Origin of the sequence: Sphingomonas melonis DAPP-PG 224 (assembly GCF_000379045.1) — a bacterium.
GTDB classification, from domain to species: Bacteria; Pseudomonadota; Alphaproteobacteria; order Sphingomonadales; family Sphingomonadaceae; genus Sphingomonas; species Sphingomonas aquatilis.
The window spans coordinates 1,345,154-1,370,981 of record NZ_KB900605.1 but is presented as its reverse complement, the minus strand read 5'-3'; the positions used below and the strand labels follow the sequence as shown (position 1 = coordinate 1,370,981).

Here is a 25,828-nt window from a genome sequence, read left to right as displayed (position 1 = left end):
GAACCACCGGGTCAATGCCGGGGACGAACGGGGAGAGGCGCAACATGAAAGTGGGTTTCGCGTTCCAGATGGCCTGTGCGGGGATATTGACGATCGCGGCGGCCGATGCCGCCTGCGCCGCGACCGCGACGCGCGCCGATTTCGGCCGACTGCCCGACGGCACCCGGATCGAGGCGGTGACGCTGACCGGGGCGAATGGCGTGCGTGCGCGGGTGATGACGCTGGGCGCGACGTTGCAGGCGTTCGAGGCACCAGACCGCAACGGCACGCTCGCCGACATCACGCTGGGCCATGACACCGCCGCCGCGTATGTCACGCAGCCCAATTTCTGGGGCCAGACCGTCGGCCGCTACGCCAACCGGATCGCCGGCGGTCGTTTCACGCTGGACGGCAAGACGTATCAGCTGCCGCTCAACGACAAGACCAACTCGCTGCATGGCGGCACCACCGGCTTCGACAAGGCGGTGTGGCGGATCGTGTCGGTCACGCCGAGCGGCCCCCGCGCGAGCGTGACGATGGCGCTGACCAGCCCCGCGGGCGATCAGGGCTATCCGGGCAAGCTCGACGTCGAGGTGACCTATGCGCTGGACGACGCGGGCGCGCTGACGATCGATTTCACGGCGAAGACGGACGCGTCGACGATCGTCAATTTGACCAATCATGCGCTGTTCGATCTGGCGGGCGAGGGATCGGCGGGCGGCATCTACGCCCAGCGGATGACGATCCCCGCCGCGCGCTACACACCGGTCAACGCGGCGCTGATCCCGACCGGCGAATTGAAACCGGTGGCGGGCAGCGTGTTCGACTTCACCAGGCCGCGCGCCATCGGCCAGAGCATCCGCGACGGCCGCGATCCGCAGATCGTGATCGGCCGCGGCTACGACCATAATTTCGTGCTCGATGCCGGCCGCACCGCGCAGCCCAAGCTCGCCGCGCGGGTCGAGGATCCGGTATCGGGCCGCGTGCTCGAAGTGCTGTCGACCGAGCCGGGCGTGCAATTCTATTCGGGCAACTTCCTCGACGGGACGTTCGTGGGGAAGCAGGGCCACGTCTATCGCATGGGCGATGGCTTCGCGCTGGAGCCGCAGAACTTCCCGGACACGCCCAACCAGCCCGCGTTCGGATCGGCGCGCGTCGATCCGGGCAAGCCGTACCACCATCAGATGATCTATCGCGTCTCCGTGGCGCGCTGACCGGAGCTTTTATGACCACCGACACGCCCAAACGCCCCAGCGCCCTGCGGTCCCGCGCCTGGTTCGACAATCCGGACAATATCGACATGACGGCGCTGTATCTGGAGCGCTATCTGAACTTCGGCCTCAGCCTGGACGAGCTGCGCTCGGGCAAGCCGATCATCGGCATCGCGCAGACGGGCAGCGACCTGTCCCCTTGCAACCGCCACCATCTGGTGCTGGCGGAGCGGGTGCGCGAGGGCGTGCGCGAGGCGGGCGGCATCGTGCTGGAATTCCCGGTCCATCCGATCCAGGAAACCGGCAAGCGCCCGACCGCGGGGCTGGACCGCAACCTCGCCTATCTCGGCCTGGTCGAAACGCTGTACGGCTATCCGCTCGACGGCGTGGTGCTGACGATCGGCTGCGACAAGACGACGCCCGCCATGCTGATGGGCGCGGCGACGGTGAACATCCCGGCGATCGCCTTGTCCGTGGGGCCGATGCTGAACGGCTGGCACAAGGGCGAGCGCACCGGATCGGGAACGATCGTGTGGAAGGCGCGGCAGATGCTGGCGGCGGGCGAGATCGACGATGCCGAGTTCATCCGCCTGGTCGCCAGCTCGGCGCCGTCGACCGGCTATTGCAACACGATGGGCACGGCGACGACGATGAATTCGCTGTGCGAGGCGCTGGGCATGAGCCTGCCCGGATCGGCGGCGATTCCCGCGCCGTATCGCGACCGGCAGGAGGTCGCGTACCTCACCGGCAAGCGTATCGTCGCAATGGTGGCGGAGGACCTCAAGCCGTCCGATATCCTGACGAAAGAGGCATTCCACAACGCGATCCGCGTCAATTCGGCGATCGGCGGATCGACCAACGCGCCGATCCACCTCGCGGCGATCGCGCGCCATATCGGCGTCGATTTGCCGATCAAGGATTGGGAGACGGAGGGCCACAAGGTGCCGCTGCTCGTCAACCTGCAGCCCGCGGGCGAATATCTGGGCGAGGATTATTACCGCGCCGGCGGCGTGCCCGCGGTGGTCAACCAATTGATCGGCCAGGGCCTGATCCATGAGGGCGCGCTGACCGTCAACGGCCGGACGATGGGCGACAATTGCCGCGGGGTCGCGATCGAGGACGAGAAGGTCATCCGCCCGTTCGACCAGCCGCTGGTGACGGATGCGGGCTTCATCGTGCTGTCGGGCAATTTGTTCGACGCGGCGGTGATGAAGACCAGCGTGATCTCGAAGGAATTCCGCGACCGCTATCTCTCCAACCCCGACGATCCCAATGCCTTCGAAGGGCCGGCGGTCGTCTTCGACGGGCCGGAGGATTACCACCACCGGATCGACGATCCCGCCACCGGCATCACGCCGGAGACACTGCTGTTCATGCGCGGCGCCGGGCCGATCGGCTATCCCGGCGCGGCCGAGGTCGTGAACATGCGCCCGCCGGCGTATCTGATCACCGAAGGCGTGCATGCGCTGCCGTGCATCGGCGACGGCCGCCAATCGGGGACGAGCGGATCGCCGTCGATCCTCAACGCCTCGCCCGAAGCGGCGGCGATGGGCGGCCTTGCGCTGCTCAAGACGGGCGACCGGGTGCGGATCGACCTCAACACCGGCAGCGCCAACGCGCTGATTTCGGACGCGGAACTGATGGAGCGTCGCGCCGCGCTGGAGGCGGCGGGGGGCTATGCCTATCCCGCGTCGCAAACGCCGTGGCAGGAGATCCAGCGCGCCGTCGTCGGTCAGATGAACACCGGTGCGATTCTGGAGGGCGCGGAGAAGTACCAACGCATCGCGCAAACGATGGGCCTGCCGCGCGACAACCATTGATGCGGGTGGGGGGCCCCTTTTTGATGCACGCGCTCCCACCCCGTCGTCATTCCCGCGAAGGCGGGAATCCATAACCGCTACCGCTGCTGATGGAGCCGAAACGGCAGCGCGTCTAGATTCCCGCCTCCGCGGGAATGACGATTGGGGGGGGTACAGACCGTGCGCCCTCTCCTCCAGTCATCCCGGCGGACGCCGGGATCCATGGACCCGCTCGGCTGATGGTTGTGCGCCTACGATAGCCCACCGCGTCCATGGATCCCGACGTTCGTCGGGATGACGAATGGGGTAGCGACCTCTCTTTCTCAGCGGCTGCGGGTCCGGCGTTAATGGTGCGGCGGCAGACCCGCACCCCGTCATTCCCGCGAAGGCGGGAATCCATAATCGCTACCGCTGGTGATGAAATCGAAACGGCAGCGCGTCTGGATTCCCGCCTGCGCGGGAATGACGGTTGAGGAAGGGTGCCCCGCTCCTCGTTCGTCATCCGACGTTCGTCATCCCGACGAACGAGGGGGAGGATAGCCCCCCCTATTCCAGCAGCGAGCGTTCCGTGTCTTCGTGCGCCTGTTCCAGCAGCACGAGCGTCGCGGCGCGGGCCGATACGGTGTCGCGGGCGCGGATCGCTTCGTACAGGCGGTGGTGCTGCGGCATCGAATCGCGCGGCTTGGTGCGGCGGCGGAACTTGAAGATCGTCGTCCAGCGCACCGCGGCGCCGATGCTGCCCGACAGGCTGACGAGCAGTTCGTTGTCGGTCGCCTCCAGGATCGTATTGTGGAAGCTCTGGTCGGCCGCCTGCCCCTCGGCGGTGCCCAGACCATGACGCCGCATCCCGTCGAGCGCCGCCGCCATCCGCGCGAGCTGTTCGTCGGTCCGGAAGGTCGCGGCCATTTCGGCGGCGGCGGGTTCGACGATCATGCGCAGCTGGAACAGGCTGCGCACGAAGCTGGCGGGCGGTTCGCCTTCGAACATCCAGGCGAGCAGGTCGGGATCGAGCAGGTTCCACTGCGCACGTTCGCGCACCCGCGTGCCGGCCTTGGGCCGGCTTTCGACGAGGCCCTTGGCCGACAGCATGCGCAGCGCCTCGCGCACGACGCTGCGCGAAATGCCGCGCTGCGCGGCGAGATCGACCTCGCCGGGGATGATGCCGCCGGGCGGATAGCGGCCGGTGACGATCGCGATGCCGAGGTCGCGGGCGATCAGCGTATGGGATGGCTCGCGCCGTTCGGTCTTGGTCAACTCGCGGCTCTCCCCTCTCGTCGTGCGTGCGTAAGCGGTGGCGGTGCGCTTGGGAAGAGCGTCGCTCCTAGCCCGGCCGGCGCATGGCGAAGCGATTGGCCTCGGTGATCTCGAAATAGTCCGCCGGGCCGCCGCCGCGCAGGATCGGACGCGCGCGGGCGGTCTGGTAGACGCCATCGTCGAGCAGCGCGGTATCGATGTGGATGCCGACCGCTTCACCGATCACCAGATACTGGTCGAGTTCGCGCCCCTCCTTGGTCTGCAGGCGGACGATCTGGGTGAGCTTGCATTCGAACGCGACCGGGCTGGCCACGACGCGCGGCGGGGCGACGAGGCGCGAAGGGGCGGTTTCCAGCCCGGCGAGGGCGTGTTCGTCGACGTCCGGTCCGACGCCGGCCGAGGTCGCATTCATCGCCTCGGCCAGGTCACGCGTCGCGAGGTTCCAGACGAACTCGCCCGTCGCGTCGATATTGGCGACGCTGTCCTTCCACCCCATCGACGAAAAGCCGATCAGCGGCGGCCGATAATTGAGCAGATTGAAGAAGCTGTACGGCGCGAGGTTGGGCACCCCGTCCGCCGACACGCTGCCGATCCAGCCGATCGGGCGTGGCGCGACGATCGCGTTGAGGGGGTCGTGGGCCAAGCCATGGCCGTTCGCGGGTTCGTAGAAATGCCAGCTAGTCGTCATGGTGCTGCCCCTGCTACACGGATGATATGGCTGCGCAAACGCCCGGAACGACGATCCTGCGCCACGCGCTCACGACGCGGATATGGCATTGGGTGAATGCGGTGTCCGTCTTCATCCTGCTGGGCAGCGGGCTCGGCATCTCCAACGCCCATCCGCGGCTGTATTGGGGACGCTACGGTGCCAACTTCGACCATGCCTGGGCGCAGCTGCCGCGCTTTCCGGCGTGGATCACGATTCCCGCGAATTACAATCTGGCGATCTCGCGGCGCTGGCACCTGTTCTTCGCCCTGGTGTTCGCCTTCGGCCTGCTGGCGTTCATGATCGTGAGCCTGCTCAACCGGCATTTCGCGCGGTTGAAGCTGACCCGCAAGGACGTGAGCGCCGCGCATCTGGCGGCGGACGTACGCGATCACTGGAACTTCCGCTTCCACGATGCGGACGATCCCAAGGCGTACAACAGCTTGCAGAAATGGAGCTACATCCTCGTCCTGTTCGTCGCGTTGCCGGTGATGATCTTTACCGGTCTCGCGCTGTCGCCGGGGATGGATGCGGCGTGGCCGTGGCTGCTCGATGTGTTCGGCGGGCGGCAGTCCGCGCGCTCGATCCACTTCATCGCGGCGAGCCTGATCGGCGGGTTCATCGTCGTCCATCTGGTGCTCGTCATCCTGGCGGGCGCGTGGAACGAGGTGCGATCGATGCTGACCGGCAAATGGCGGGTGCCCGAATGATCCCGAAACTGGATCTCGCACGGCGCAATCTGATCGTTGGATCGGCGGGGCTGCTGCTCGCCGGGTGCGACAAGGTCGTGGCGAACCCGCAGGCGCGCAAAATCCTGTTCGCGGGCGAGGACATGCACAAGGGGCTGCAGCGTGCGCTGATGAACCGGGGCGCGCTGGCGCCCGAGTTCACGCGCGAGCAGATGTCGCCGGTGTTCCGCGCCAACGGCACGCGCGATCCGGGGACGCCGGCCTATGCGGCAATGGTCGCGGACGGGTTCGCGAGTTATCGGTTGCAGGTCGGCGGATTGGTCGACCGGCCGCTGTCTTTGAGCCTCGCGCAACTCGCGTCGATGCCGTCACGCTCGCAGATCACGCGCCACGATTGCGTCGAGGGGTGGAGCGCGATCGGCCAGTGGCAGGGGCCGATGCTCGGCACGGTGCTGAAGGCGGCGGGGATGCGCCAGAGCGCGCGCTACGTCGTGTTCACCTGCGCCGATCTGTACAATGGCGAGCCTTATTACGAATCGATCGACACGATCGACGCCTTCCACCCCCAAACGATCCTGGCGCTGAAGATGAACGGCGCGCGGCTGACCGTGCCGCATGGCGCGCCGGTGCGGCTGCGCGTCGAGCGGCAGCTGGGCTATAAGCACGCCAAATACGTCACCGGAATCACCGCGGTCAGCGATCTCAAGAGCATAGGCAAAGGCAAAGGCGGCTATTGGGAGGACAATGTCGATTACGATTGGTATGCCGGCATCTAGGGCATAGTAGCTTCCTTATGGCGCTGATCGACATGTTCCTCAGCCGCGCCGTCAAGCGTGGCCAACTCACCCTCCATCGGCCCGGAAAGGCCCCCGCAACCTTCGGAACGCCCGACCCGGCGTTCGGGCACATCACCATCCGCTTCGCCGATTCGGGCGTCGCCGGCCGCATCATCCGCAACCCCGCGCTCGCCGCCGGCGAGATGTACATGGACGGGCGGCTGACCGTCGACGGCGACGACATCATGGGGCTGGTCAAGCTGATGACCGGCAATTCGCCCTGGGAGCGCGGGCAGAACGCCTTACAGCCCTCCGCCTTCGTGCGGGGTCTCGGCGCGGTGAAGCACCGGCTCGACCGGATCAACATGGAGCGCCGATCGAAGCAGAATGTCGCGCACCATTACGACCTGTCGGCGCGGCTGTACGACCTGTTCCTCGACGCCGACAAACAATATAGCTGCGCCTATTACACCGACCCTGACAACAGCCTGGAGCAGGCGCAGAGCGACAAATTGGCGCATATCGCCGCCAAGCTGGCGCTGCGGCCGGGCATGCGCGTGCTCGACATCGGCTGCGGCTGGGGCGGGATGGCGCTATACCTCAACCGGCATTTCGGCGTGGAGGTGCTGGGCGTCACCTTGTCCGAGGAACAGCTGAAGATCGCGCGGGAGCGGGCCGCAGCGGCCGGCGTCGCCGACAAGGTGAAGTTTGAGCTGATCGATTACCGCCGCGTCGAGGGGCGGTTCGACCGGATCGTGTCGGTCGGCATGTTCGAACATGTCGGGCCGCCGCAGTACAAGACGTACTTCCGCAAGTGCCGCGATCTGCTGACCGACGACGGCGTTGCGTTGGTCCACACGATCGGCCGGTTCGGGCCGCCGAGCATCACCGACGACTGGACGACCAAGTACATCTTCCCCGGCGGTTACAACCCGGCGCTGTCGGAAACGATCGCGGCGTTCGAGGGATTGTCGATGTTCCTCACCGACGTCGAGGTGCTGCGGCTGCACTACGCCTATACGCTGCACGAGTGGTATGCGCGGACGCTGAAGGCGCGCGATGCGATCGTCGCGCTGTACGACGAGCGTTTCTACCGGATGTGGACCTTCTACCTCGCCGGCGCCGCGATGGCGTTCGAGAATGGCGGGCTGTGCAATTTCCAGATCCAGTTCAGCCGCAGCCGGACGGAGCTACCGATCGTGCGGGACTATATGGTCGAGGGCGAGCGGGCGTTGCGCGGGCGGTAACGCCCTCCACGTTCGTCATTCCCGCGCAGGCGGGAATCCAGACGCGCTACCGTAGCGCCTCTTGCCGAGACGTCAGAGGTTATGGATTCCCGCCTTCGCGGGAATGACGGGTGTGGTGGTCATGCCCCCTTCCCGTCACCCCGGCCTTTGAGTCGGGGTCCCGTTTGATCCGGCGGCGAAGAAGAAGCGGGACCCCGACTCAAGGCCGGGGTGACGGATGGGATTTGGGCGACCGGAGCGCGCCCTCACCGCCCCTGCGGCAGCGCCTTGGCGGGGCCGCCCATCACCGCGGCGCGGGCGGCGGCGCGTTCGTCGAGGCTGATGACGCCGTCGTGGTTGAGGTCGTAGCGCGAGGCGATCGCGCGGAAGAGGCCCTGCATCTCGGCAGGCGAGACCTTGCCGTCATGGTTGGCATCGGCGGTGTTGAACCAGGCATCGGCCATCGCCTTCGCCTTGGCAGCGGGCATCTGCGTCTTGCCGACATCCATGCGCGCGACGCGGGCGTCGACCTCTGCGCGGCTGATGAAGCCATCATGGTTGGTATCGGTCTTGTCGAAATCCGCCTTGATGCGCGGATCGATCTTCGCCGCCGCCTTGGGATCGGCCTTGCCCGCGGCGAGCGCCGGCGTGGCGATGAGCAGCGGCAGGATGACGAGTGCGGTGCGGATCATGGGAACTCCGGAATACATGTTCGAAACGGGCCTGTAGGCCGCCGCGCCTAAACCCGCGGTGAACGCAGACGTTGCACCGCAGCGCTGTGGGCCGTAGGGGCGCGGCCATCCATTCCATGGTCCAAGGAACCCGTGCCGTGACCGATCAGATCAACCGCGTCGTCCTCGCCTATTCGGGCGGTCTGGATACGAGCGTGATCCTGAAATGGCTGCAGCAGACGTATAACTGCGAAGTCGTCACCTTCACCGCCGATCTGGGCCAGGGCGAGGAGCTGGAGCCGGCGCGCCAGAAGGCGCAGATGGCGGGCGTCAAGCCGGAACACATCTTCATCGACGATCTGCGCGAGGAATTCGTCCGCGATTACGTGTTCCCGATGATGCGCTCGAACGCACTGTACGAGGGGCTGTATCTGCTCGGCACGTCGATCGCACGCCCGCTGATCGCCAAGCGCCAGATCGAGATCGCGAAGATGGTCGGCGCCGACGCGGTCAGCCACGGCGCGACCGGCAAGGGGAACGACCAGGTCCGCTTCGAGCTGGGCTATTACGCGCTGAACCCCGACATCAAGGTGATCGCACCGTGGCGCGAATGGGACCTGACCAGCCGCACCAAGCTGATCGAGTTCGCCGAACAGCACCAGATCCCGGTCGCCAAGGACAAGCGCGGCGAATCGCCCTTCTCGACCGACGCGAACCTGCTGCACACCTCGTCCGAAGGGAAGGTGCTCGAGGATCCGTGGCAGGAGGTGCCCGATTACGTCTATTCGCGCACGGTGAACCCCGAGGACGCGCCCGACGCGCCTGAGTATATCACGATCGACTTCGAGCGCGGCGACGGCGTGGCGCTGAACGGCGAGGGCGTCAGCCCGGCGACGCTGCTGACCAAGCTCAACGAGCTGGGCCGTCGCCACGGCATCGGCCGGCTCGACCTGGTCGAAAACCGCTTCGTCGGCATGAAGAGCCGCGGCATGTACGAAACGCCGGGCGGCACCATCTATCACCTTGCCCACCGCGGCATCGAGCAGATCACGCTGGACCGCGGCGCCGCGCACCTGAAGGACGAACTGGCGCCGCGCTATGCCGAGCTGATCTACAACGGCTTCTGGTTCTCGCCGGAGCGCGAGATGCTGCAGGCGGCGATCGACCACAGCCAGGCGAAGGTCAGCGGCACCGTGCGGCTGAAGCTGTACAAGGGCGGCGTCTATATCGTCGGCCGCAAATCGCCCAATTCGCTCTATTCGGAAAAGGTCGTGACGTTCGAGGACGATCAGGGCGCTTACGACCAGCGCGATGCGGCCGGCTTCATCAAGCTGAACGCGTTGCGCCTGCGGCTGCTGGGGCGGCGGGACGCGTAAACCGTCGCTCGTCGTCATTCCCGCGCAGGCGGGAATGACGGTTGTTTGGGGGTGAGGCCTTCGCCACGCACCCCGCGTCACCCCGGACTCGTTCCGGGGTCCACCGCGCCGCGAGGGCGCGGCTGGAGCCTCTGCCCCCCCCACGCCGCGAAGTGGACCCCGGACCAAGTCCGGGGTGACGGTGTAACTGGGGCGAGGCGCATGCCCTCCCCCTCCCGTCACCCCGGGCTTGACCCGGGGTCCCGCTTTTTGGAGTTCGCCGGCGGAAAGAAGCGGGACCCCGGCTCGAGACCGGGGTGACGGAGGAAGGCCCGCGTCCCCCCAACGCAGATCAACAAAATCCTCGCTTCATCGCACGCGTGCGGGAACTTTTTGCGACAATGCTTGTCGTGGCCACCCCGTAGCCCCTAAGGCGGCGCGATGCAGGGGCCTAGGCTGCACTGGTGGCAAACGCGAACGTTCGTCGTGGCGGTGGTGATCGCGACGATGATCCCGCTCGTGTGGCCGACGATCCCGCCGCTGGTCGACCTGCCCGGCCATATGGGCCGCTATCGCGTGCAGCTGGACGATGGCGCGCATCGCTGGTTGTACGACTGGTACAACTTCCAGTGGTCGATGATCGGCAATCTGGGCGTCGATCTGCTCATCGAGCCGCTCGCGCCGATCTTCGGCCTCGAACTGGCGGTCAAGCTGATCGTGATGGCGATCCCGGCGCTCACCGTGTCGGGCCTGCTGTGGATCGCGCGCGAGGTGCATGGGCGCATCCCGGCGACCGCGCTGTTCGCCCTCCCCCTCGCCTATTGCTACCCCTTCCAGTTCGGCTTCGTGAATTTCGCGCTGTCGATGGCGCTGGCGCTCAACCTGTTCGCATTGTGGCTGCGCATGGGGCGGCTGGGCAAGGTGCGGCTGCGCGCGGTGCTGTTCGTGCCGCTGTCGTGCGCCTTGTGGATCTGCCACACCTTCGGCTGGGGCGTGCTCGGCATCCTCGCCTTCTCGGCCGAGATGATCCGCCAGCACGACCGGCGCAAGGACAGCCAGAGCGGCCATTGGCTGGAAAGCTGGGTGCGTGCGGGCATCGGCTGCCTGCCGCTCGCGCTGCCCTTCCTGATGATGGTGCTGTGGCGCTCGGGCGATCACGTCACCGGCAAGACGATGGACTGGTTCAACTGGCGCGCGAAGGTGGGCTGGGTGATCATGGCCCTGCGCGACCGCTGGATGGCGTTCGACCTCGCCTCCGTCACCGTGCTGTTCGTCATCCTGCTGAAGGGCGTGCGCGACGAGCGGATCGAATATTCGCGCAACCTGCTGCTGTCGGCGCTGTTCCTGTCCGTGATCTACGTCCTGCTGCCGCGGATCGTGTTCGGATCGGCCTATGCCGACATGCGGCTCGCGCCGTTCGTCCTCGCCATCCTGCTGATCGCGCTGCGGCCGAAGCGCGGCCTGTCGTTCCGCGGCGCCGCAACGCTGGCGGCGCTGGGCCTCGCCTTTTTCGGCGTGCGGCTGGCGGCGACGACGATCAGCTATTGGCAGTTCAGCAAGGAATACGACCGCACGCTGACCGCGCTGGACCATGTGCCCCAGGGCGCGCGGCTGCTGACCATGGTCGGGCGCACCTGCCACGACGAATGGCTCTATTCGCGCGAAGAGCATATCGCCGGCATCGCCCTGGAGCGGAAGCTCGCCTACGCCAACGACCAATGGTCGATGGCCGGCGGGCAGCTGCTGACCGTGCGCTACACGCCGGCCGGCGCCTTCGCGCACGATCCCTCGCAGCTCGTCACCGACCGGCGCTGCCGCGGCGAATGGTGGCGGCCGTTGAAGGTGTCGCTCGCCTTCCTGCCGCGACAGGCGTTCGATTACGTCTGGCTGGTCAACCCGCCGCCCGTCGGGCCCGAGTTCCTGACCGGCCTGACGCCGATCTGGCGCAGCGGCAAGGACGTGCTCTATCGGATCGACGATCGCACGCCGCCGGCCGTGACGCTGGACCCGGCGCTGCTGCCGCCGCGCCGCCGGGTGATGCTTACGCCCCGCCCTTCCTGAACGGGGCGAGCTCCACCAGATACGCCTGCTCTTCGGTGACAGCGGCCCGCTCGCGCACCAGGAAGCCGGCGACCGCACGGCGGAACCCCGCATCGGGCAGATAATGCGCCGACCAGGTCGGCACCGGCACATAGCCGCGCGCGAGCTTGTGCTCGCCCTGCGCCCCCGCCTCGACCGTCTTCAGCCCGCGTGCGATCGCGGCGTCGATCGCCTGATAATAGCAGAGTTCGAAATGGAGGAAGGGCACGTCCTCGGTGCACCCCCAATACCGGCCGTACAGCGTGTCGGCGCCGATCAGGTTGAGCGCGCCCGCGATGGGCTCGCCGTCGCGCATCGCGAGGATCAGCAGGACGCGGTCCCCCATCGCTTCGCCCAGCAAGGGGAAGAAGCTGCGCGTCAGATAGGGCCGACCCCATTTGCGGCTGCCGGTGTCCTGGTAGAAGGTCCAGAAGGCATCCCATTCCGCCTTGCCGATCTCCGCCCCGGTCAGGTGGCGGATGGTGAGGCCCTCGACCGCCGCCGCGCGCTCCTTGCGGATCGCCTTGCGCTTGCGGCTGGCGAGTTGCCCGAGGAAATCGTCGAAGCTGGCGTAGCCCTGATTCGCCCAGTGAAATTGCGTGCCTTCGCGGATCAGCCAGCCCGCCGCCTCGAACGCCGCCACCTGATCGGGCGCGACGAAGGTGGCGTGCGCGGAGGACAGGCCGTTCTGCTCGGTCACCGCCTCCAGCGCGCCGATCAGCGCGGGCGCGGCGGCGGGATCGCGCAGCAGCAGGCGCGGCCCCGGCACCGGGCTGAACGGCGCGGCGACTTGCAATTTGGGGTAATAGGCCCCGCCCGCCCGCTCCCATGCATCCGCCCAGGCATGGTCGAAGACATATTCGCCCTGGCTGTGGCTCTTGGCATAGGCCGGCGCGATCGCGACCGGCGCGCCGTCCGCCCCATCGACCACGATCGGCACAGGCTGCCAGCCGGAGCGCCCGCCGACGCTGCCCGATTCCTCCAGCGCGGCGAGGAACGCGTGGGACACGAAGGGATTGGCGATGCCGGCGCACGCATCCCATTGCGCGGCCGGGATGGCGCGCACGCCCTCCACCATGCGGGCGGTGAGCGCGGTCATGCGGCGACGGGACAGACAATCATCGCCGCCAATATAGGGCGCGACGGACGCTTGCCGAGGGGGTGGTGCGTGTCGCGGGACGATCGGATCCTCTGACAGACGCGAAAAATTGCACGTCGCACCGCGATCGATCGCTCGGCCATCGTCTTGCATTTCCTGTCGGTTAGCCGCCCGTGCGAGGCGCGACGTCCGGAACGATGCCCGATCGGCCCGTGGCAGGGGATGGACGCCGCGCGATAATCCGGCGACGGGGCGTCCGATGCTTTCCCGTTTGCTTGTACGCGCGGCATGGCCGGCGGCTGTCATAGCCGGCTACGCCCTGGCCATGACGCTGGTCTGTCGCACGATCCTGGCCAGCGGATTCGACCTGGGGTTCGGCGAGCGCGGCGATGCGATCATCGAGATCAGCATCCTCGAGCACTGGCGCAACGTGCTGACCGGCGTGTCGGCCTGGGACAGCACGCTGTATTTCCACCCTTATGGCGGCACGCTGGGCTATAACGACGGCTATCTGCTGTTCGGGATCGTCTATGCGTTCTGGCGGCTGTTCGCCGACCCCTTCGCCGCCGACACGCTGAACATCCTGACCTTCAAGACGATCGGATTTGCCGGGGCCTACCTGTTGGTCGCGCGGACGCTGCGATGGGGCCGCGCGCCCGCGCTGATCGTCGCGCTGTTGTGGACGGTATCGAGCAACATCTGGCTGCAGGCGGTGCATGCGCAGTTGCAGAGCGTGGGGCTGCTGCCGCTGGCGATGATCCTCGCGATCGGCGCGGCGCGTGCCGAGCGGGACGCCCGCCACGGCGGCGCACGTGTCCGCGCGATCCTGCTGGCGCTGCTGATGGCGGCGTGGTTGCTGACGTCCTATTACATGGCGTGGTTCACGCTGTTTTCCGCGTGTCTCTACGTTGCCTGCTGGGCCGGGCTCAGCGGCCATTGGCGGCCGGGCGCCATGCTGGGCCTGATGCGGCGACATGCGGGTACGCTGCTGATCGGCGGCGGCACCTTTGTTGTGGCCGTCATGCCGTTCCTGCTGCTCTACCTTCCCAAGATGCGCGAGACGGGTGGCGAGCCCTATGACGAGATGCTCGGCTATCTGGTGACGCCCCTGATCGACATGATCAACGTCGGCGCCGGCAACTATCTGTGGGGCTGGATCTTCGTGCCGCTGCTGGCGCTGGTCCATGCCGTCCTGCCCGACGATCCCGCATTGCCGGGCCGGGTGCTGGGCGGCGAGCATTCGGCGGGATTTCCGCTGCTCCTGTTCGGGCTGGTCGTGACCGCCTTATGGACGATGTGCGTCCGCCGCCGATCACCCGATGGCCGCGCTCCCACGATCGCGATACGGGCCTTCGCATTGGCGATGGCGATCGCGTGGCTGCTGACGCTGCAATTCTGGATCGCCTCGCCCTGGGGGGTCATCTTCCACCTCGTGCCGGGCGCAAAAGGCATGCGGGTCGTCTCGCGCTACCAATTGTGGCTGACGCTGCCGTTCCTGCTGATCGTCGTGGCCGCATGGCGAACCCATGCCGTACGGATGGCGCAGCGGCGGCCGTGGCTCGCCGCCGGTCTGATGACGCTGCTGGTTGCCGAAAATCTCAGCGCCGAAACGCCGACGCGCCTCAGCCGTACCGATCAACGCCGCGCGCTGCTATCGATCCCACGCCCGCCGGCGGGCTGCGCCAGCTTCTACGCCGTCGCCACGCGGCGCACCGAACCGCTGTACATCAACGACGAATTGCACGCGCTCTATCCGCATAACGTCGATGCGATGCTGCTCGCCGAACTGTGGCGCGTGCCGACGGTCAACGGCTTTTCGACCTTCAATCCGCCCGACTGGAACTTCTCGAGCCCGCTGACTCCCGATTATGACGCGCGCGTGCTGCGCTATGCCCGGGCGCACGGGCTGCGCGGCCTGTGCCGGCTCGACGTCCGCCACAGGAAGCCCTGGTCGCGACTGACCGGTTAGACCGGGCGGCTATACCGCCCGGTCCGCCCGTTCTTACACCCGCACCAGCATCTTGCCGGTGTTGCCGCCCGAGAACAGGCCGAGGAAGGCGTCGGGGGTCGACTCCAGACCGTCGAACACCGTCTCGTTGCGCTTGAGCTTGCCGTCCTTCAGCCAGCCGCCCATGTCGCGGTAGAATTCGCCCGCGCGGTCCATGTAATCGCTGACGATGAAGCCCTGGATGCGCATCCGCATGCCGATGAGGCGCGCAAGATAGCGCAGCTCGGTCGGCTTGGCGCTGTTGTACACGTCGATCATGCCGCAGATCGCGAAGCGGGCGTGCAGGTTGCCATGCGCCAAAGCGGCGTCGAGATGGTCGCCGCCGACATTGTCGAAATAGACGTCGATGCCGTTGCGCGCGACCTCGCCCAGCGCCTTCACCACCGGCGTGCCGCTCTTATAGTCGATCACCGCATCGGCGCCGAGCGACTGGACCCAGGCGCACTTGTCCGCGCCACCGGCCGACCCGATGACGTGGCAGCCCTTGGCCTTGGCGATCTGCACCACGGTGGACCCGACCGCGCCCGCCGCCGCCGAGACGAAGACGGTGTCGCCTTCTTTCGCGCCCGCGACCTCGAGCAGGCCGAAATAGGCGGTCATCCCGGGCATGCCGAGCTGGCCCAGGAACGCCTGCGGATCGACGTCGAGCTGGGGCAGCGCCTGCACCTGATCGGCGGGCAGGATCGCTTCGTCGCGCCAGCCGGCGAAATGCTGGACGGTGTCGCCCTGCTTGAACCGGTCGGACCGGCTTTCGACGACGGTGCCGATCGCGCCGCCCTGCATCGGCTGGTCGAGTTCGAACGGCGGCGTGTAGCTCTTCACGTCGTTCATCCGGCCGCGCATGTACGGGTCGACCGACAGCCACGTGTTGGCGATGCGTACCTCGCCATCATTCAGGTCGCGCGCGGGCAGATCCACCAGCGCGAAATTGTCCATCGTCGGCAGCCCCTGGGGGCGTGAGGTCAGCGTCCAGGCACGGGCCATCATGTCTCTCCTGCAAGAATCTCAGCATGATCTGGCGCAACAGGTTGCAATATGCAACGCAAAAAGGCCCGGGATCGCTCCCGGGCCTTTCCTGTCGTTACCGCTCGGGATCAATAGGTGCCCGAGAAGCTCCGGTTGAGCGTCTTGCCATCGGCATCGGCGGAACCGCTCGTTCCCGTCGTGCCGGTGGTCGTTGCGCTGGACGTCGTGGTGCTGGTCGAGCCGGTCGACTGGCCGCCGTACTGATTGGTCGTACGATTCTGGTCGCGGTCACGATCGTCACCGAACATGGCGCCGTTGCGCTCTTCATCGCGCCACGCGGCCTTCGCCTCGCTGGCGGTCTTGCGCAGCGTCACCTTGCCGTCGACCGAGTCGAGCCAGCTCGACGGGATCGAATGGTGGTGGCCGCCGGCGGCGGGATCATTCTTGGTCAGGATGATGCGATCGCCGCGCACCTTGTCGACCGTACCGACATGCTCACCATCCGAGCCGACGACGTCCATATGCTCGTCGACCTTGTTCAGCAGGTCGCGCTGGCCCTGACGGCTGGTGCGCCACGCGCTGAATTCATTGCTGAACTTCGTGCGGTTTTCCTGGCGATATTCGTGATAGTCGCGATCAAGGGCGTCGATCTGGCCACGGCGCCAGCTGTGGTAATCGTCGTCCTGCGCGCCATAGGAACGCTCGTCCAAGCGCGAATCATATTCGCGGCGACGCTCCGCCTCCTCGTCACCGAACCACGAGCGGACCTCGTCCCCGGCGCGCGCGAAGAAGCCGCGCTCTTCATAGTCATAGCCCTGCGGCTGACGGCCATAGCCCTGCTGCTGCGAGCGGCCATAGGCCTGCTGACCGCGATCGCCGCGGTCGCCACGATAGTCCCGGCTATAGCGGTCGCGATAATTGTCGTCGTCGGCATGCTTGGAGGCACCGAAATCCTCGAACCGGCGGCCACCCGAACCGTAGCTGCCGTGATATTCGCTGGAATAGCCGCGGTTCGCATCCGCGCCGTAGCGGCCACGCTCGCCGTAGCGATCGGTCTGCATGCCATAGCCGCCACCGCTGCGGCCGGTTTCGTAGCGCGACTGCTGATCGCGCTGGCCATAGCGCTGGTTGCCATAGTCGCGGCCGCCATAGGGACGATCATCGCTGGATTGGCGATCGCGGTTGCCCATCATGCCTGCGGATTCGTAATCGCGTGCGCTCGAATAGGTGTAGTCGCGGCCTGAGCCATAGTCCCGGGTGTAATCGTCACCACCGGAAAAACTGGCGCCGGGATAGCGGTCGTAGCCCATGATCGTCTCCTTGAAAGCAAACATCCTGCGGGGTGGGCACATCGTGTCGCGTGCGCCTGCTCCGGACCTAACAAGCATCAAGAGAGGGCTTCGTTCCTGTCATTAAACCTGCGGAACGACTTTGCGTCACGCCGGACGAACGGGCTGCCGCAGGCGGGATCGACCGCATTTTTTGTGGGGACACGTATCGCCGTTGTTGCATCGCCCGAATGGGGCGGCTAAGGGCAGCGCTCCCGGGCGCGACCCGGGCCCGGGGTGCGGGGCTGTAGCTCAGATGGGAGAGCGCTGCAATCGCACTGCAGAGGTCAGGGGTTCGATTCCCCTCAGCTCCACCACCACCCCGTATATTGCTTTCCCACGATCGCCGGCTCCCATCGCACGCATGACGCGTTAGGATGCGCGATGGCCGACACTCCCATTCCCGCCGCTACCCTGGTCCTGTTCCGCGAACGGGCGGAGGCGCCGCCTGAGGTGCTGATGACCGAACGCGCGCGGGCGATGGCCTTTGCCGGCGGCGCGATGGTGTTTCCGGGCGGGCGGATCGATCCGGGCGACCATGCGCTCGCGACGCTGATCGGCGGGGGCGCGGATGCCGCCGCGCGAATCGCCGCGATCCGCGAGACGATCGAGGAGGCGGGCGTCGCGGTGGGCGTCACGCCGGCGCCATCGGCCGAACGGCTCGCGGCGATGCGCGCGGGGCTTCACGCGGGCGAGGCGTTTGCCGACATATTGCATGCGGCCGGCCTGACGCTGGATCTCGAGGCGCTGGTGCCGTTCGCGCGCTGGCTGCCCGACCATCCCGGCATCCGCATTTTCGACACGCTCTTCTTCCTCGCCCGCGCGCCGGACGATGCCGCGCCGACGGTGGACGCCACCGAAACGGTGCGGCTGCTCTGGACGACCGCGGCGGACATGCTGGCAGCAGCAGACAGAGGGGAGGCCGCGATCATCTTCCCGACGCGTCGCAACCTCGAACGCCTGGCGCAATTCGACAGCTTCGATGCGGCCGTAGCGAATGCCCGCGCCTATCCGGTGCGGACGATCACGCCGCATATGGAAGTGCGCGACGGCGTGCCGCACCTCTGCCTGCCCGAGGATAGCGGCTATCCCGTCACCGCCGAACCGATCCAGGCGGTGCGGCGCGGGTGAGCGCCCAGCGCGCCCTTCGCCGCACGGTCGGCTGGATCGCCGCGGTTGCGGTGATCGGCACGGTGGCGCTGCTGCTTTGGGGCATGGCGCGCGGCCGACCGCAGGATCTGCCGTGGACGCCGCTCGACCTTGGGGCGCCGATCGGGATGTTCACGGGGGCGAAGCTCGCCGCGCTGGGGCGCGACTTCCCGCAGTGCCGCGCCAAGCTGGACGCAGCGGGCGTCCGCTACACCGCCCTGCCGCCGCGGCGCGACGGCGCGCAATGCGGTTATGACGATGGCGTGCGCTTTACCGCGGGCGGCGCGCGGCAGATCGGGTTTCGCCCGTCGGGCCTGGGCATCGCCTGCCCGGTCGCGGCGGCACTGTCGGTGTGGGAATGGCAGGTGGTGCAGCCCGCGGCACAACGGCATTTCGGCAGCCGGGTCACCGCCATCGACCATTTCGGCAGCTATTCCTGCCGCCGCATCTATGGGCGTGACGCGGGCACGTGGAGCGAACATGCCACTGCCGATGCGGTCGATATCGCGGGCTTCCGCCTCGCCGATGGCCGGCGGATCACCGTCGTCGGCGACTGGACAGGGTCCGGGGACAAGGCCGCCTTCCTGCGAGAGGTGCGCGACGGGGCGTGCCGGCTGTTCGCGACGACGCTATCCCCCGACTATAACGCCGCGCACCGCGATCACCTGCACCTGGACCAGGCGGACCGCGGCGCGATGGGCTGGCGTGCCTGCCGCTGAGGCCGTTACCGGCCCTCAGTGCGGCAGCGCGGCGGAGCCGTTGTCGACCTTTTCCACCCAATGCGGGAAGAACGCCGGTTGCCGGTTCGACCAGCCCGATGCGGTCGCCGCCGCCTCGCTGATCGACTGGAGCAGCTTGCGCCGCAATTCCGGATGGAGGTGCGGCAGCGCCGCCGCCGCGCAGAAGGCGCTGGGCAGCCACGGCCGCGCTTCGGCGCCGATCAGCCGCTCGTAGAGGAACCGAAACGCCGAGAAGCTGGTCAGCCGCCCCTGCCCCAGGTCGAACCCGGCCAGCGTGACCAGCGGCGCGAGGAACGGTTCGACGAGGGCAAGATCGGCATCGTCGGGCACCATCTGGCGCAGCGCCGGCAGGCCGCGGTACAACCGCGCCTGCGCGCGGATGCTCGCCGCCTCCACCACGTCGCGCGACCAGCGCGCCATGGCGTCGTCGCGATCCAGCCCGATGTCGAGACTGCGCCGGATGTAGCGCTGCGTCGCGGCCGGAAAGCTCGCGAATTCCTTCATTTCAGCCAGCGTCATCGCGCCTTCGGCTCTCTTGGCACCCATGATCCGTCTACCCCGCCCCATGCCTTACCAATCGCCCGACCTTGCCACAGGTTGGTTAACAACCCGATGAATGGCGGGGGTCGAAGCAGTCATAAAAGCATCATGAAACGCGCTGCATCGCAACATGCTTTGCGATGGGTGGAGTGCGGCTCGTCGCAAAAGCAGATTTGTGTCGCCGTGGCGTAATTATCGTGCGCGGCACTACCTTCCGTCACCCCGGACTCGTTCCGGGTTCCACCGGGCCACAGGGGGGAGGCAGGAGGCTCCAACCACCCCCCTCGCCGCAGAGTGGACCCCGGAACAAGTCCGGGGTGACGGAGTGGGTGGGGCTAGGGTTCGGCCCAAACAAGAACGGCGGCCCCTTCCGGGACCGCCGCTCCTTACACCAAAGCAAACCGCGTCACTTCTGCCGCGCGCGCTCCGCGTCTTCGTCATAGCCCGACGAGGGCGCCGGCTCCTGGCTGTGGACCGGCTGCGTCGACGACAGCGGATCGCTCGCGTCCATCGACTGGTCCAGCCCGGCGTCGAGCCGTGCGTCCTGGTCTTCCGGATTCTCTTCCAGACGCGCGTTGATGGCTTCGTCCTGCCCGGCATCCTGCCGCGGATTGCGTTCCTGGTTGCTTGCCTGTTCGCCGTCCGGCGCCACCGACAGGCTGTCGAGCGCGCGCTCATCGATCCCGTTCGTCATCCCATCCTCCTGTGAATACGGGGGAAGAACGATTGCCCGATCGTTTCCGTTCCTAGCCGGCGGACCGTCAGCCCTGCGTCACGCGCACGGCCTGCGCGACGAACTGCGCGGTGCCGAACACGGTCATGAAGGCGATATCGGTGGCGTCGCGCCCCGCGCACACGCGCGCGATCGTATCGGCCGTCGCCATGCCGGTCGCATCGACCAGCCGCCACGCGCCGTCCAGCCACAGCTCGGCGACCGCATGGAAATCGGGCGGATCGACCCCCGGCGCATAGGCGGCAACGCAGCGCGCCGGAATCTCCCCCGCCCGCGCCAATGCGACGAGCAGATGCGCATAATCGCGGCACACGCCCGACCGGCTGGCGAAGGTATCGAGCGCGGTCGTTTCGCCGCTGCTGGTGTTGCTGCGATACTCCAGTTCCGCCTGCACCCAGGCGGCGAGCGCGGCGGCGAGCGCCCCGCCCTCCAGCCCGGCGAAGCGGCGACGGACGAAGCCCTCCAACCGATCTGACTGGCAATAGCGGCTGGGCAGCAGATAGGGGACGAGCGCACCGGCGAGTTCGCGCACCGGAGTCGCGCGCAGCGGTGCGAGGTCGACCGGCGCCCGCTTCACGTCCACGGTCGCGCGATATTCCGCCTTCAGCCATTGCTCGGCGCGGATCCAGCAGCGCTGGCCGACGCCATCCTCGCCCGCCACCGCGGCGATGGGATGGTCGCTCCAGATCGTCAGCCGTTCGGCGACGATGCGCTGGTCGGGCGTTGCCGCCGCCTCGATCTGCAACAGCACGTCGGTCGGCGGGCCGATGATCGCATAATCGAGATCGACGGCGATAGTGAGCCGCATCGCTTGGCGTCCTTCACCCAAAAGAAAAGCCCGGCGGCAGCGCCACCGGGCTTGTATCCGTTACGCCGGACCGTCGATCAGTTGCGCTGCGAACCGAACAGGCGGAGGACGAAGAGGAACATGTTGATGAAGTCGAGGTACAGCGACAGCGCCGACATGATCACGGCCTTGCCGACCATGTCCGTACCGGCGACCTGGAAGTACAGGCTCTTCGTACGCTGCGTGTCGTAGGCGGTGAGGCCAGCGAAGATCAGCACGCCGACCGCGCTGATGACCAGGCTCATGACGCCCGACTGCAGGAACAGGTTGATCAGGCTGGCGACGATCAGGCCGACGAGGCCGACGATCAGGAACGTGCCGAACGCCGACAGGTCGCGCTTCGTGGTATAGCCGTAGAGGCTGAGGCCGGCGAAGCCCGCCGCGGTCGCGAAGAACGCACCGGCGATCGAGGTGCCACTGTAGACGAGGAAGATCGTCGAGAGCGACATGCCCATCAGCACCGCAAACGCCCAGAACAGCAGTTGCAGCGTCTGCGTCTTCATCCGGCCCTGGCCGAAGCTCATCGCGAACACGATGGCGAGCGGCGAGAAGGCGACGATGAAGCCCAGACCGTTGGTACGGCCGGTCGGGCCGATCAGCGCGTTCACCGCGCCGCTAGTGGCGAACAGCAGGGCGACGATGCCGGTCAGCAGCACGCCCGAAGCCATGTAGTTGTACACCGACAGCATGTACGAGCGCAGACCCGCGTCATATGCGCCGCTGCGCGCGGCATCGGCGCGTGAAGCCCCGAACGGCGCGGCGCTCTGCCGGGGGTCGGACCAGTTGGCCATGGTATCCAAAACTCCTTTGCCGGCGACACTGCCGGCTATCCGAAATATCGGCCCCGACCCGTCCCATTTCAAGCGAAACCGGCTAGGATCGATCGATACGGCAACAGAACATTACAAAGGGCTTTTCGTTCATCATGTTGCGTCTCTTCGTCGCGCTCCGCCCGCCCCGCGCCATCCGTGAATCGCTGATCGCCGCGATGGGCGGCGTGCCGCATGCGCGCTGGCAGGACGACGAGCAGTTGCATTGCACCCTGCGCTTCCTCGGCGAGGTCGACCGACCGCAGGCAGAAGACGTCGCGGCGGCGCTCGGCGGCATCCACGCGCCCGCGCCCGTGGCGCGGATCGCGGGCGTCGGGCGGTTCGAGCACAAGGGGCGGACGGACACCTTATGGGCCGGCCTCGCCCCGCACGAAGCGCTGCGCCATCTGGCGCGCAAGGTCGATCAGGCGTGCGTACGCGCCGGGCTGGCACCGGAACGCCGCGCCTATCTGCCGCACATCACGCTCGCCCGGCTGCCGCGTAGTGCGGGCATGGCGCCCGAGATCGAGGGCTGGCTGGCGGTGCATGCAGGCCTTACCAGCGCCGACTTCGCCTGCCCGCATATCGTGCTGTACCAGAGCCACCTGGGCCATGGCGGCGCAAGTTACGAACCCGTCGCCCGCTGGCCGCTGGTGACGGCGGCGGAACCGGCACTGTCGCTGCCGGGTTCGGCCGGGTAAGAACCGGACAACTTTCAGGGAGAATTTCGATGCGCGCGATGCTGATCCTCGGCCTGTCCACGGCGGCGCTGGCCGCCTGTGCCCCCAAGGACGAGGTGGCGGTGGGCAGCCCCGTAGTCGGCGGCGCGCGCGCCGTCGCGATGCTGAAGACTGCGACCGGCGCCGATGCCGGCCGCGCGACCGCGACCGAAGTGGCCGGCGGCATCCGCTATACGCTCGACGTGAAGGGCCTGCCCGCCGGCACGCATGGCGCGCATATCCACACGGTTGGCCGCTGCGACGCACCAGACTTCACCACGGCAGGCGGCCACTGGAATCCGACCGCGATGAAGCACGGCAGCATGAATCCGCAGGGGCCCCACGAAGGCGACCTGCCCAATCTGATCGTCGACAGCGCCGGCCGCGGCACGATCGGCATGACCGTGCCCGGCGCGACCATGGCGCAGATGCTGGATGCCGACGGCGCCGCGATCGTCGTCCACGCCGGCCCGGACGACCTGATGACCGATCCGTCGGGCAACAGCGGCGGCCGCATCGCGTGCGGCGTGTTTACCGCGGCATAAAACGCAAGCCCAGGGCCCCAGCCCTCACCCTTCCGCGGCTGCGCCGCCCCTTCCCTCTCCCGCCGGGAGAGGGAAGGGGCCCGCGACCGAGGGTCGTGGGAAGGGTGAGGGCGTGGCCGGTCAGGGCCAGTTAGTCAGCCACCGACACCCGCCGATACGCCGCGACCGCGATCAACACGCCCGCGATCTGCGCCAACGTCGCCACGCCCGCCGCGAACGCATGGACGATCGCGACGGCCAACGGATTGGCCCCGCCGCCCTCCGCCGCGGTGCCGCCCAGCCAGCGCGCGACCAGCATGAACGGCTGGCCTGCCAGGACCGCGCCCAGATAGACGGTGACGATCGCGCCGAGCAGCGAGAATTGCGCCTTGCGCGTCAGCCGCCACGATCGGCCGACCGCCGCCATCGCCCCCACCGGCGCTTCGGCGAACAGGATCGGGCCGGCCAGCATGAAGCGGCTCATCAGCCACAGACCGGGCAGCAGCAGCAGATACATGCCCGCCCCCGACGGGATCGACACGACCACCATCGCCAGCAGGTAGCGCGGAAACATCACCGCGGTCCGCTTCAGCGCCTCGCCCACCGTCGGCCGGTTTCGGTCGAGCAGCAGGCAATAGAGCAGCGCCGTACCGAAATAGGTGATCGCATAGGCGATGACCGACCCGAGACCGTAATCGCCGACCCATACGTCCAATTTGTCCATCCACGCCTGCGCGCGCGCCTGCGTGTCGGCGATGTCGGGATCGGGGAATGGCAGCGGCCCGACCAGCAGCAACAGCGCATAGGTCGGCACGAACAGGAACAGGCCGGCGGCGCGCACCAGCAGGTCGGCCTCCCGCCGGAACAGCGCCCAGGCATCGCTCAGCAAGGCGGCAAGCGTGATCCTCACGCCGCGGCCCGCGCCCGCAGCATCGCGTCGCGCGCAACGAACGCGACATAGGCCTGCGCCGAGAAGACGATCGCCACCAGCGTCAGCGCGGTCGATGCCGCCTGTGCCGCCACGGTGCCGACGAACCGCACCGTCGCCACGGCATCGCCGCCCAGCACCAGCGCGGTGACGAGGCCTGCGACCGCCTGCGCCGCCCAGCTCGCGATCATCACGACGATCATGAACAGCAGCACCGCGCCGACCAGCCGCCACGTATGCCGCCGCGTCAACCGCCACGCGCGGCCAATCGCGCCCAGCCCCAGCCGCTCGCGCAGCACCACCGCGTACAGCGGCAACAGGCGCGCGCCCACGAACAGCAGCACGACAAAGGCGACCAGCATATACAGGCCGGCGAGCAGCAGCGGCCCGGACGCCTCGGGGCTGGCCGGCGGCGTACCGTTCGCCATGGCGGCAAAATCCAAGTGCGACATCACCAGCAACACGATCGCCGGCAGGAAGGCGAAGGTGGCGACAATGCCGAGCACCAGCATCACACCCAGTGCGGGCAGCAGCCGTTCAGTCGCCTGCCGCTGCGCCGCGGGGCGCGTCGTCGCCGGATCGGTGGCGGCGGCGATGATCGCCAGCTGCCCCCAGATCGACGCGATCGTCACCGCGATCAGCAGCAACACGACGATCGCCGATCGCAGGGCGCCGGCCGGCGCATAGGACGTATAGGCCGCATTGATCACGCCCGGCACGAACACGGTCAGGATCGCGATGCCGGCCAGCACGCCGCCACGCCCACCCAGCACCTCGCTGGTCCGGTCCCACACGTCACCCATCTTGACCATCGGCTCGCCCCCTTCGCGGTTCGCGCGCCGGACTAGCCCAACGTCCGCGGCTTGGCCACTCGCAACCGGTCCCGCACGACTTGCCAGCGTGCCGCCGCTGCCACACATGGCGACGATGAGCGAGATCGACGTCGGCACGATGAATTCCAACGCTATAGACGGGGGCCGCATCGAATGGCGCGTGTCGCCCGGCCTCACCCCCTATGACGTGGCGCTGGCCGAAATGGAGGCGCGCGCCGCCGCCGTCCTGGCGGGCGAAGCGCGCGAGCTGATCTGGCTGCTCGAACACCCGCCGGTCTACACCGCCGGCACCAGCGCCGCGCCCGGCGACCTGATCGACGCACGCTTTCCCGTCGTCGCGACGGGCCGTGGCGGCAAATACACCTATCACGGGCCGGGTCAGCGCATCGTCTATATGGTGCTCGATCTCGGCCAGCGGGGGAAGGACGTGCGCTGCTTCGTCCATGGCGTCGAAGGCTGGGTGATTGCGGCGCTCGCGGAACTGGGCGTCTCTGCGTTCCGCGCGGAGGGGCGCGTCGGCATATGGACGACGGACGGCGGCCCCGAGGCGAAGATCGGCGCGATCGGCGTGCGCGTGCGCCGCTGGATCACGCTGCACGGCCTGGCAGTGAATGTTGCGCCCGACCTGTCCCATTTTGGGGGCATCGTTCCCTGCGGCCTGCCGGAATTCCCCGTCACCAGCCTTAAGGCCCTGGAACGCAACGCCGATCTCGCAACCTTTGACGCCGCCCTCGCGTTGACCGCCCCGGCCTTCCTGTCCTCCCTCGCCTGCCCCGCATCCCCCCGGGGAGAAAACGAGGCTTGAGGGCGGGCCGTTATGCGATTAATGTCTACCGTGATTTGGGAATTAAAGGGCCAGC

General features: G+C 67.6%; 25 protein-coding genes and 1 tRNA gene. 14 read left to right on the top strand and 12 right to left on the bottom strand.

Annotated features, from left to right (window positions below; all coding sequences use genetic code 11):
• Positions 1 to 44: 44 nt before the first annotated feature.
• Together SPHME3_RS0106860 and SPHME3_RS0106855 are read left to right on the top strand one after the other, a co-directional pair.
• Entirely contained in the window at positions 45 to 1,193 is a 1,149-nt protein-coding gene (locus tag SPHME3_RS0106860) for an aldose epimerase family protein (RefSeq protein ID WP_018250638.1), read from the top strand.
• Positions 1,194 to 1,204: 11 nt separating this feature from the next.
• The gene (locus tag SPHME3_RS0106855) at positions 1,205 to 3,010 is read left to right on the top strand and encodes an IlvD/Edd family dehydratase (RefSeq protein WP_017979962.1); all 1,806 of its coding nucleotides are present in this window, start codon (positions 1,205 to 1,207) and stop codon (positions 3,008 to 3,010) included.
• Between the two features lie 525 nt (positions 3,011 to 3,535).
• Here SPHME3_RS0106855 and SPHME3_RS0106850 read toward each other — a convergent pair.
• The gene (locus tag SPHME3_RS0106850; RefSeq protein WP_017979963.1) at positions 3,536 to 4,243 is read right to left on the bottom strand and encodes a FadR/GntR family transcriptional regulator; all 708 of its coding nucleotides are present in this window, start codon (positions 4,241 to 4,243) and stop codon (positions 3,536 to 3,538) included.
• A gap of 67 nt (positions 4,244 to 4,310) precedes the next feature.
• Positions 4,311 to 4,931: a flavin reductase family protein gene (locus SPHME3_RS0106845; protein ID WP_017979964.1), complete on the bottom strand. Its 621-nt coding sequence runs from the start codon at positions 4,929 to 4,931 to the stop codon at positions 4,311 to 4,313.
• A gap of 26 nt (positions 4,932 to 4,957) precedes the next feature.
• Between SPHME3_RS0106845 and SPHME3_RS0106840 the strand changes: the two genes are divergently transcribed.
• Genes SPHME3_RS0106840 through SPHME3_RS0106830 form a run of 3 tightly spaced genes read left to right on the top strand, consistent with a single transcriptional unit; the run spans position 4,958 to position 7,661 of the window.
• On the top strand, positions 4,958 to 5,659 hold the full coding sequence (locus SPHME3_RS0106840; RefSeq protein WP_017979965.1) for a cytochrome b/b6 domain-containing protein: 702 nt from the start codon (positions 4,958 to 4,960) through the stop codon (positions 5,657 to 5,659).
• The gene (locus SPHME3_RS0106835; protein WP_017979966.1) at positions 5,656 to 6,414 is read left to right on the top strand and encodes a molybdopterin-dependent oxidoreductase; all 759 of its coding nucleotides are present in this window, start codon (positions 5,656 to 5,658) and stop codon (positions 6,412 to 6,414) included. The genes SPHME3_RS0106840 and SPHME3_RS0106835 overlap by 4 nt, the downstream gene beginning before the upstream one ends.
• 17 nt (positions 6,415 to 6,431) lie before the next feature.
• On the top strand, positions 6,432 to 7,661 hold the full coding sequence (locus tag SPHME3_RS0106830) for an SAM-dependent methyltransferase (RefSeq protein ID WP_017979967.1): 1,230 nt from the start codon (positions 6,432 to 6,434) through the stop codon (positions 7,659 to 7,661).
• A gap of 245 nt (positions 7,662 to 7,906) precedes the next feature.
• On the opposite strand, the gene SPHME3_RS0106825 is transcribed toward SPHME3_RS0106830, so the two are convergent.
• Entirely contained in the window at positions 7,907 to 8,332 is a 426-nt protein-coding gene (locus tag SPHME3_RS0106825; protein ID WP_017979968.1) for an EF-hand domain-containing protein, read from the bottom strand.
• A gap of 137 nt (positions 8,333 to 8,469) precedes the next feature.
• Here SPHME3_RS0106825 and SPHME3_RS0106820 point away from each other — a divergent pair, with 137 nt between their 5' ends.
• Complete coding sequence (locus tag SPHME3_RS0106820; RefSeq protein ID WP_017979969.1) at positions 8,470 to 9,687, top strand: argininosuccinate synthase; 1,218 nt, start codon at positions 8,470 to 8,472, stop codon at positions 9,685 to 9,687.
• 420 nt (positions 9,688 to 10,107) lie between these two features.
• Entirely contained in the window at positions 10,108 to 11,727 is a 1,620-nt protein-coding gene (locus SPHME3_RS0106815) for a hypothetical protein (RefSeq protein WP_024310362.1), read from the top strand.
• Here the strand turns inward: SPHME3_RS0106815 and SPHME3_RS0106810 are convergent.
• Entirely contained in the window at positions 11,708 to 12,844 is a 1,137-nt protein-coding gene (locus SPHME3_RS0106810; protein WP_018250636.1) for a GNAT family N-acetyltransferase, read from the bottom strand. The genes SPHME3_RS0106815 and SPHME3_RS0106810 overlap by 20 nt on opposite strands.
• Before the next feature lie 325 nt (positions 12,845 to 13,169).
• Between SPHME3_RS0106810 and SPHME3_RS0106805 the strand changes: the two genes are divergently transcribed.
• Positions 13,170 to 14,813, top strand: coding sequence for a glycosyltransferase family protein (locus SPHME3_RS0106805; protein ID WP_017979972.1), 1,644 nt, complete (start codon positions 13,170 to 13,172; stop codon positions 14,811 to 14,813).
• A gap of 33 nt (positions 14,814 to 14,846) precedes the next feature.
• Here the strand turns inward: SPHME3_RS0106805 and SPHME3_RS0106800 are convergent, their stop codons facing one another.
• Together SPHME3_RS0106800 and SPHME3_RS0106795 are read right to left on the bottom strand one after the other, a co-directional pair.
• Positions 14,847 to 15,839, bottom strand: a complete 993-nt coding sequence (locus tag SPHME3_RS0106800; RefSeq protein WP_017979973.1) for an NADP-dependent oxidoreductase — start codon at positions 15,837 to 15,839, stop codon at positions 14,847 to 14,849.
• Between the two features lie 107 nt (positions 15,840 to 15,946).
• Positions 15,947 to 17,128 (bottom strand): DUF2171 domain-containing protein, encoded by a 1,182-nt coding sequence (locus SPHME3_RS0106795; RefSeq protein ID WP_231292052.1) that lies wholly within the window; start codon positions 17,126 to 17,128, stop codon positions 15,947 to 15,949.
• A 259-nt stretch (positions 17,129 to 17,387) separates the two neighbouring features.
• On the opposite strand from SPHME3_RS0106795, the gene SPHME3_RS0106790 reads away from it, so the two are divergent.
• From SPHME3_RS0106790 to SPHME3_RS0106780, 3 genes are all read left to right on the top strand, one after another.
• Positions 17,388 to 17,463: transfer RNA gene (locus SPHME3_RS0106790), tRNA-Ala, on the top strand.
• Positions 17,464 to 17,530: 67 nt separating this feature from the next.
• Positions 17,531 to 18,277, top strand: a complete 747-nt coding sequence (locus SPHME3_RS0106785) for an NUDIX hydrolase (protein WP_017979975.1) — start codon at positions 17,531 to 17,533, stop codon at positions 18,275 to 18,277.
• A complete protein-coding gene (locus SPHME3_RS0106780; RefSeq protein WP_018250635.1) occupies positions 18,274 to 19,014 on the top strand; it encodes an extensin-like domain-containing protein in 741 nt (246 codons plus the stop codon). Before SPHME3_RS0106785 ends, SPHME3_RS0106780 begins: the two co-directional genes overlap by 4 nt.
• Before the next feature lie 15 nt (positions 19,015 to 19,029).
• On the opposite strand, the gene SPHME3_RS0106775 is transcribed toward SPHME3_RS0106780, so the two are convergent.
• From SPHME3_RS0106775 to SPHME3_RS0106760, 4 genes are all read right to left on the bottom strand, one after another.
• Positions 19,030 to 19,581, bottom strand: a complete 552-nt coding sequence (locus SPHME3_RS0106775; RefSeq protein ID WP_017979977.1) for a hypothetical protein — start codon at positions 19,579 to 19,581, stop codon at positions 19,030 to 19,032.
• A gap of 400 nt (positions 19,582 to 19,981) precedes the next feature.
• Complete coding sequence (locus SPHME3_RS0106770; RefSeq protein ID WP_017979978.1) at positions 19,982 to 20,269, bottom strand: hypothetical protein; 288 nt, start codon at positions 20,267 to 20,269, stop codon at positions 19,982 to 19,984.
• A gap of 67 nt (positions 20,270 to 20,336) precedes the next feature.
• Positions 20,337 to 21,116, bottom strand: a complete 780-nt coding sequence (locus SPHME3_RS0106765) for a transglutaminase-like domain-containing protein (RefSeq protein WP_017979979.1) — start codon at positions 21,114 to 21,116, stop codon at positions 20,337 to 20,339.
• 77 nt (positions 21,117 to 21,193) lie between these two features.
• Positions 21,194 to 21,946, bottom strand: a complete 753-nt coding sequence (locus tag SPHME3_RS0106760) for a Bax inhibitor-1/YccA family protein (RefSeq protein WP_017979980.1) — start codon at positions 21,944 to 21,946, stop codon at positions 21,194 to 21,196.
• A gap of 134 nt (positions 21,947 to 22,080) precedes the next feature.
• Here SPHME3_RS0106760 and thpR point away from each other — a divergent pair, with 134 nt between their 5' ends.
• Complete coding sequence (thpR, locus tag SPHME3_RS0106755) at positions 22,081 to 22,665, top strand: RNA 2',3'-cyclic phosphodiesterase (protein ID WP_017979981.1); 585 nt, start codon at positions 22,081 to 22,083, stop codon at positions 22,663 to 22,665.
• Between the two features lie 29 nt (positions 22,666 to 22,694).
• Positions 22,695 to 23,228, top strand: a complete 534-nt coding sequence (locus SPHME3_RS0106750; protein ID WP_017979982.1) for a superoxide dismutase family protein — start codon at positions 22,695 to 22,697, stop codon at positions 23,226 to 23,228.
• Between the two features lie 130 nt (positions 23,229 to 23,358).
• On the opposite strand, the gene SPHME3_RS0106745 is transcribed toward SPHME3_RS0106750, so the two are convergent.
• Together SPHME3_RS0106745 and SPHME3_RS0106740 are read right to left on the bottom strand one after the other, a co-directional pair.
• A complete protein-coding gene (locus SPHME3_RS0106745; protein ID WP_017979983.1) occupies positions 23,359 to 24,117 on the bottom strand; it encodes a hypothetical protein in 759 nt (252 codons plus the stop codon).
• A complete protein-coding gene (locus SPHME3_RS0106740) occupies positions 24,114 to 25,085 on the bottom strand; it encodes a hypothetical protein (protein ID WP_231372481.1) in 972 nt (323 codons plus the stop codon). Before SPHME3_RS0106740 ends, SPHME3_RS0106745 begins: the two co-directional genes overlap by 4 nt.
• On the opposite strand from SPHME3_RS0106740, the gene lipB reads away from it, so the two are divergent.
• The gene (gene lipB, locus SPHME3_RS0106735) at positions 25,063 to 25,773 is read left to right on the top strand and encodes a lipoyl(octanoyl) transferase LipB (protein WP_172436180.1); all 711 of its coding nucleotides are present in this window, start codon (positions 25,063 to 25,065) and stop codon (positions 25,771 to 25,773) included. The two genes, SPHME3_RS0106740 and lipB, sit on opposite strands and share 23 nt — an antisense overlap.
• Positions 25,774 to 25,828 lie beyond the last annotated feature (55 nt).

Coding starts and splice junctions, on each gene's coding strand:
- SPHME3_RS0106860 (WP_018250638.1), top strand. CDS start 45: ATGAAAGTGGGTTTCGCGTTCCAGATGGCCTGTGCGGGGATATTGACG.
- SPHME3_RS0106855 (WP_017979962.1), top strand. CDS start 1,205: ATGACCACCGACACGCCCAAACGCCCCAGCGCCCTGCGGTCCCGCGCC.
- SPHME3_RS0106845 (WP_017979964.1), bottom strand. CDS start 4,931: ATGACGACTAGCTGGCATTTCTACGAACCCGCGAACGGCCATGGCTTG.
- SPHME3_RS0106840 (WP_017979965.1), top strand. CDS start 4,958: ATGGCTGCGCAAACGCCCGGAACGACGATCCTGCGCCACGCGCTCACG.
- SPHME3_RS0106835 (WP_017979966.1), top strand. CDS start 5,656: ATGATCCCGAAACTGGATCTCGCACGGCGCAATCTGATCGTTGGATCG.
- SPHME3_RS0106830 (WP_017979967.1), top strand. CDS start 6,432: ATGGCGCTGATCGACATGTTCCTCAGCCGCGCCGTCAAGCGTGGCCAA.
- SPHME3_RS0106825 (WP_017979968.1), bottom strand. CDS start 8,332: ATGATCCGCACCGCACTCGTCATCCTGCCGCTGCTCATCGCCACGCCG.
- SPHME3_RS0106815 (WP_024310362.1), top strand. CDS start 10,108: ATGCAGGGGCCTAGGCTGCACTGGTGGCAAACGCGAACGTTCGTCGTG.
- SPHME3_RS0106810 (WP_018250636.1), bottom strand. CDS start 12,844: ATGACCGCGCTCACCGCCCGCATGGTGGAGGGCGTGCGCGCCATCCCG.
- SPHME3_RS0106805 (WP_017979972.1), top strand. CDS start 13,170: ATGACGCTGGTCTGTCGCACGATCCTGGCCAGCGGATTCGACCTGGGG.
- SPHME3_RS0106800 (WP_017979973.1), bottom strand. CDS start 15,839: ATGATGGCCCGTGCCTGGACGCTGACCTCACGCCCCCAGGGGCTGCCG.
- SPHME3_RS0106795 (WP_231292052.1), bottom strand. CDS start 17,128: ATGGGCTACGACCGCTATCCCGGCGCCAGTTTTTCCGGTGGTGACGAT.
- SPHME3_RS0106785 (WP_017979975.1), top strand. CDS start 17,531: ATGGCCGACACTCCCATTCCCGCCGCTACCCTGGTCCTGTTCCGCGAA.
- SPHME3_RS0106775 (WP_017979977.1), bottom strand. CDS start 19,581: ATGGGTGCCAAGAGAGCCGAAGGCGCGATGACGCTGGCTGAAATGAAG.
- SPHME3_RS0106770 (WP_017979978.1), bottom strand. CDS start 20,269: ATGACGAACGGGATCGATGAGCGCGCGCTCGACAGCCTGTCGGTGGCG.
- SPHME3_RS0106765 (WP_017979979.1), bottom strand. CDS start 21,116: ATGCGGCTCACTATCGCCGTCGATCTCGATTATGCGATCATCGGCCCG.
- SPHME3_RS0106760 (WP_017979980.1), bottom strand. CDS start 21,946: ATGGCCAACTGGTCCGACCCCCGGCAGAGCGCCGCGCCGTTCGGGGCT.
- thpR (WP_017979981.1), top strand. CDS start 22,081: ATGTTGCGTCTCTTCGTCGCGCTCCGCCCGCCCCGCGCCATCCGTGAA.
- SPHME3_RS0106750 (WP_017979982.1), top strand. CDS start 22,695: ATGCGCGCGATGCTGATCCTCGGCCTGTCCACGGCGGCGCTGGCCGCC.
- lipB (WP_172436180.1), top strand. CDS start 25,063: ATGAGCGAGATCGACGTCGGCACGATGAATTCCAACGCTATAGACGGG.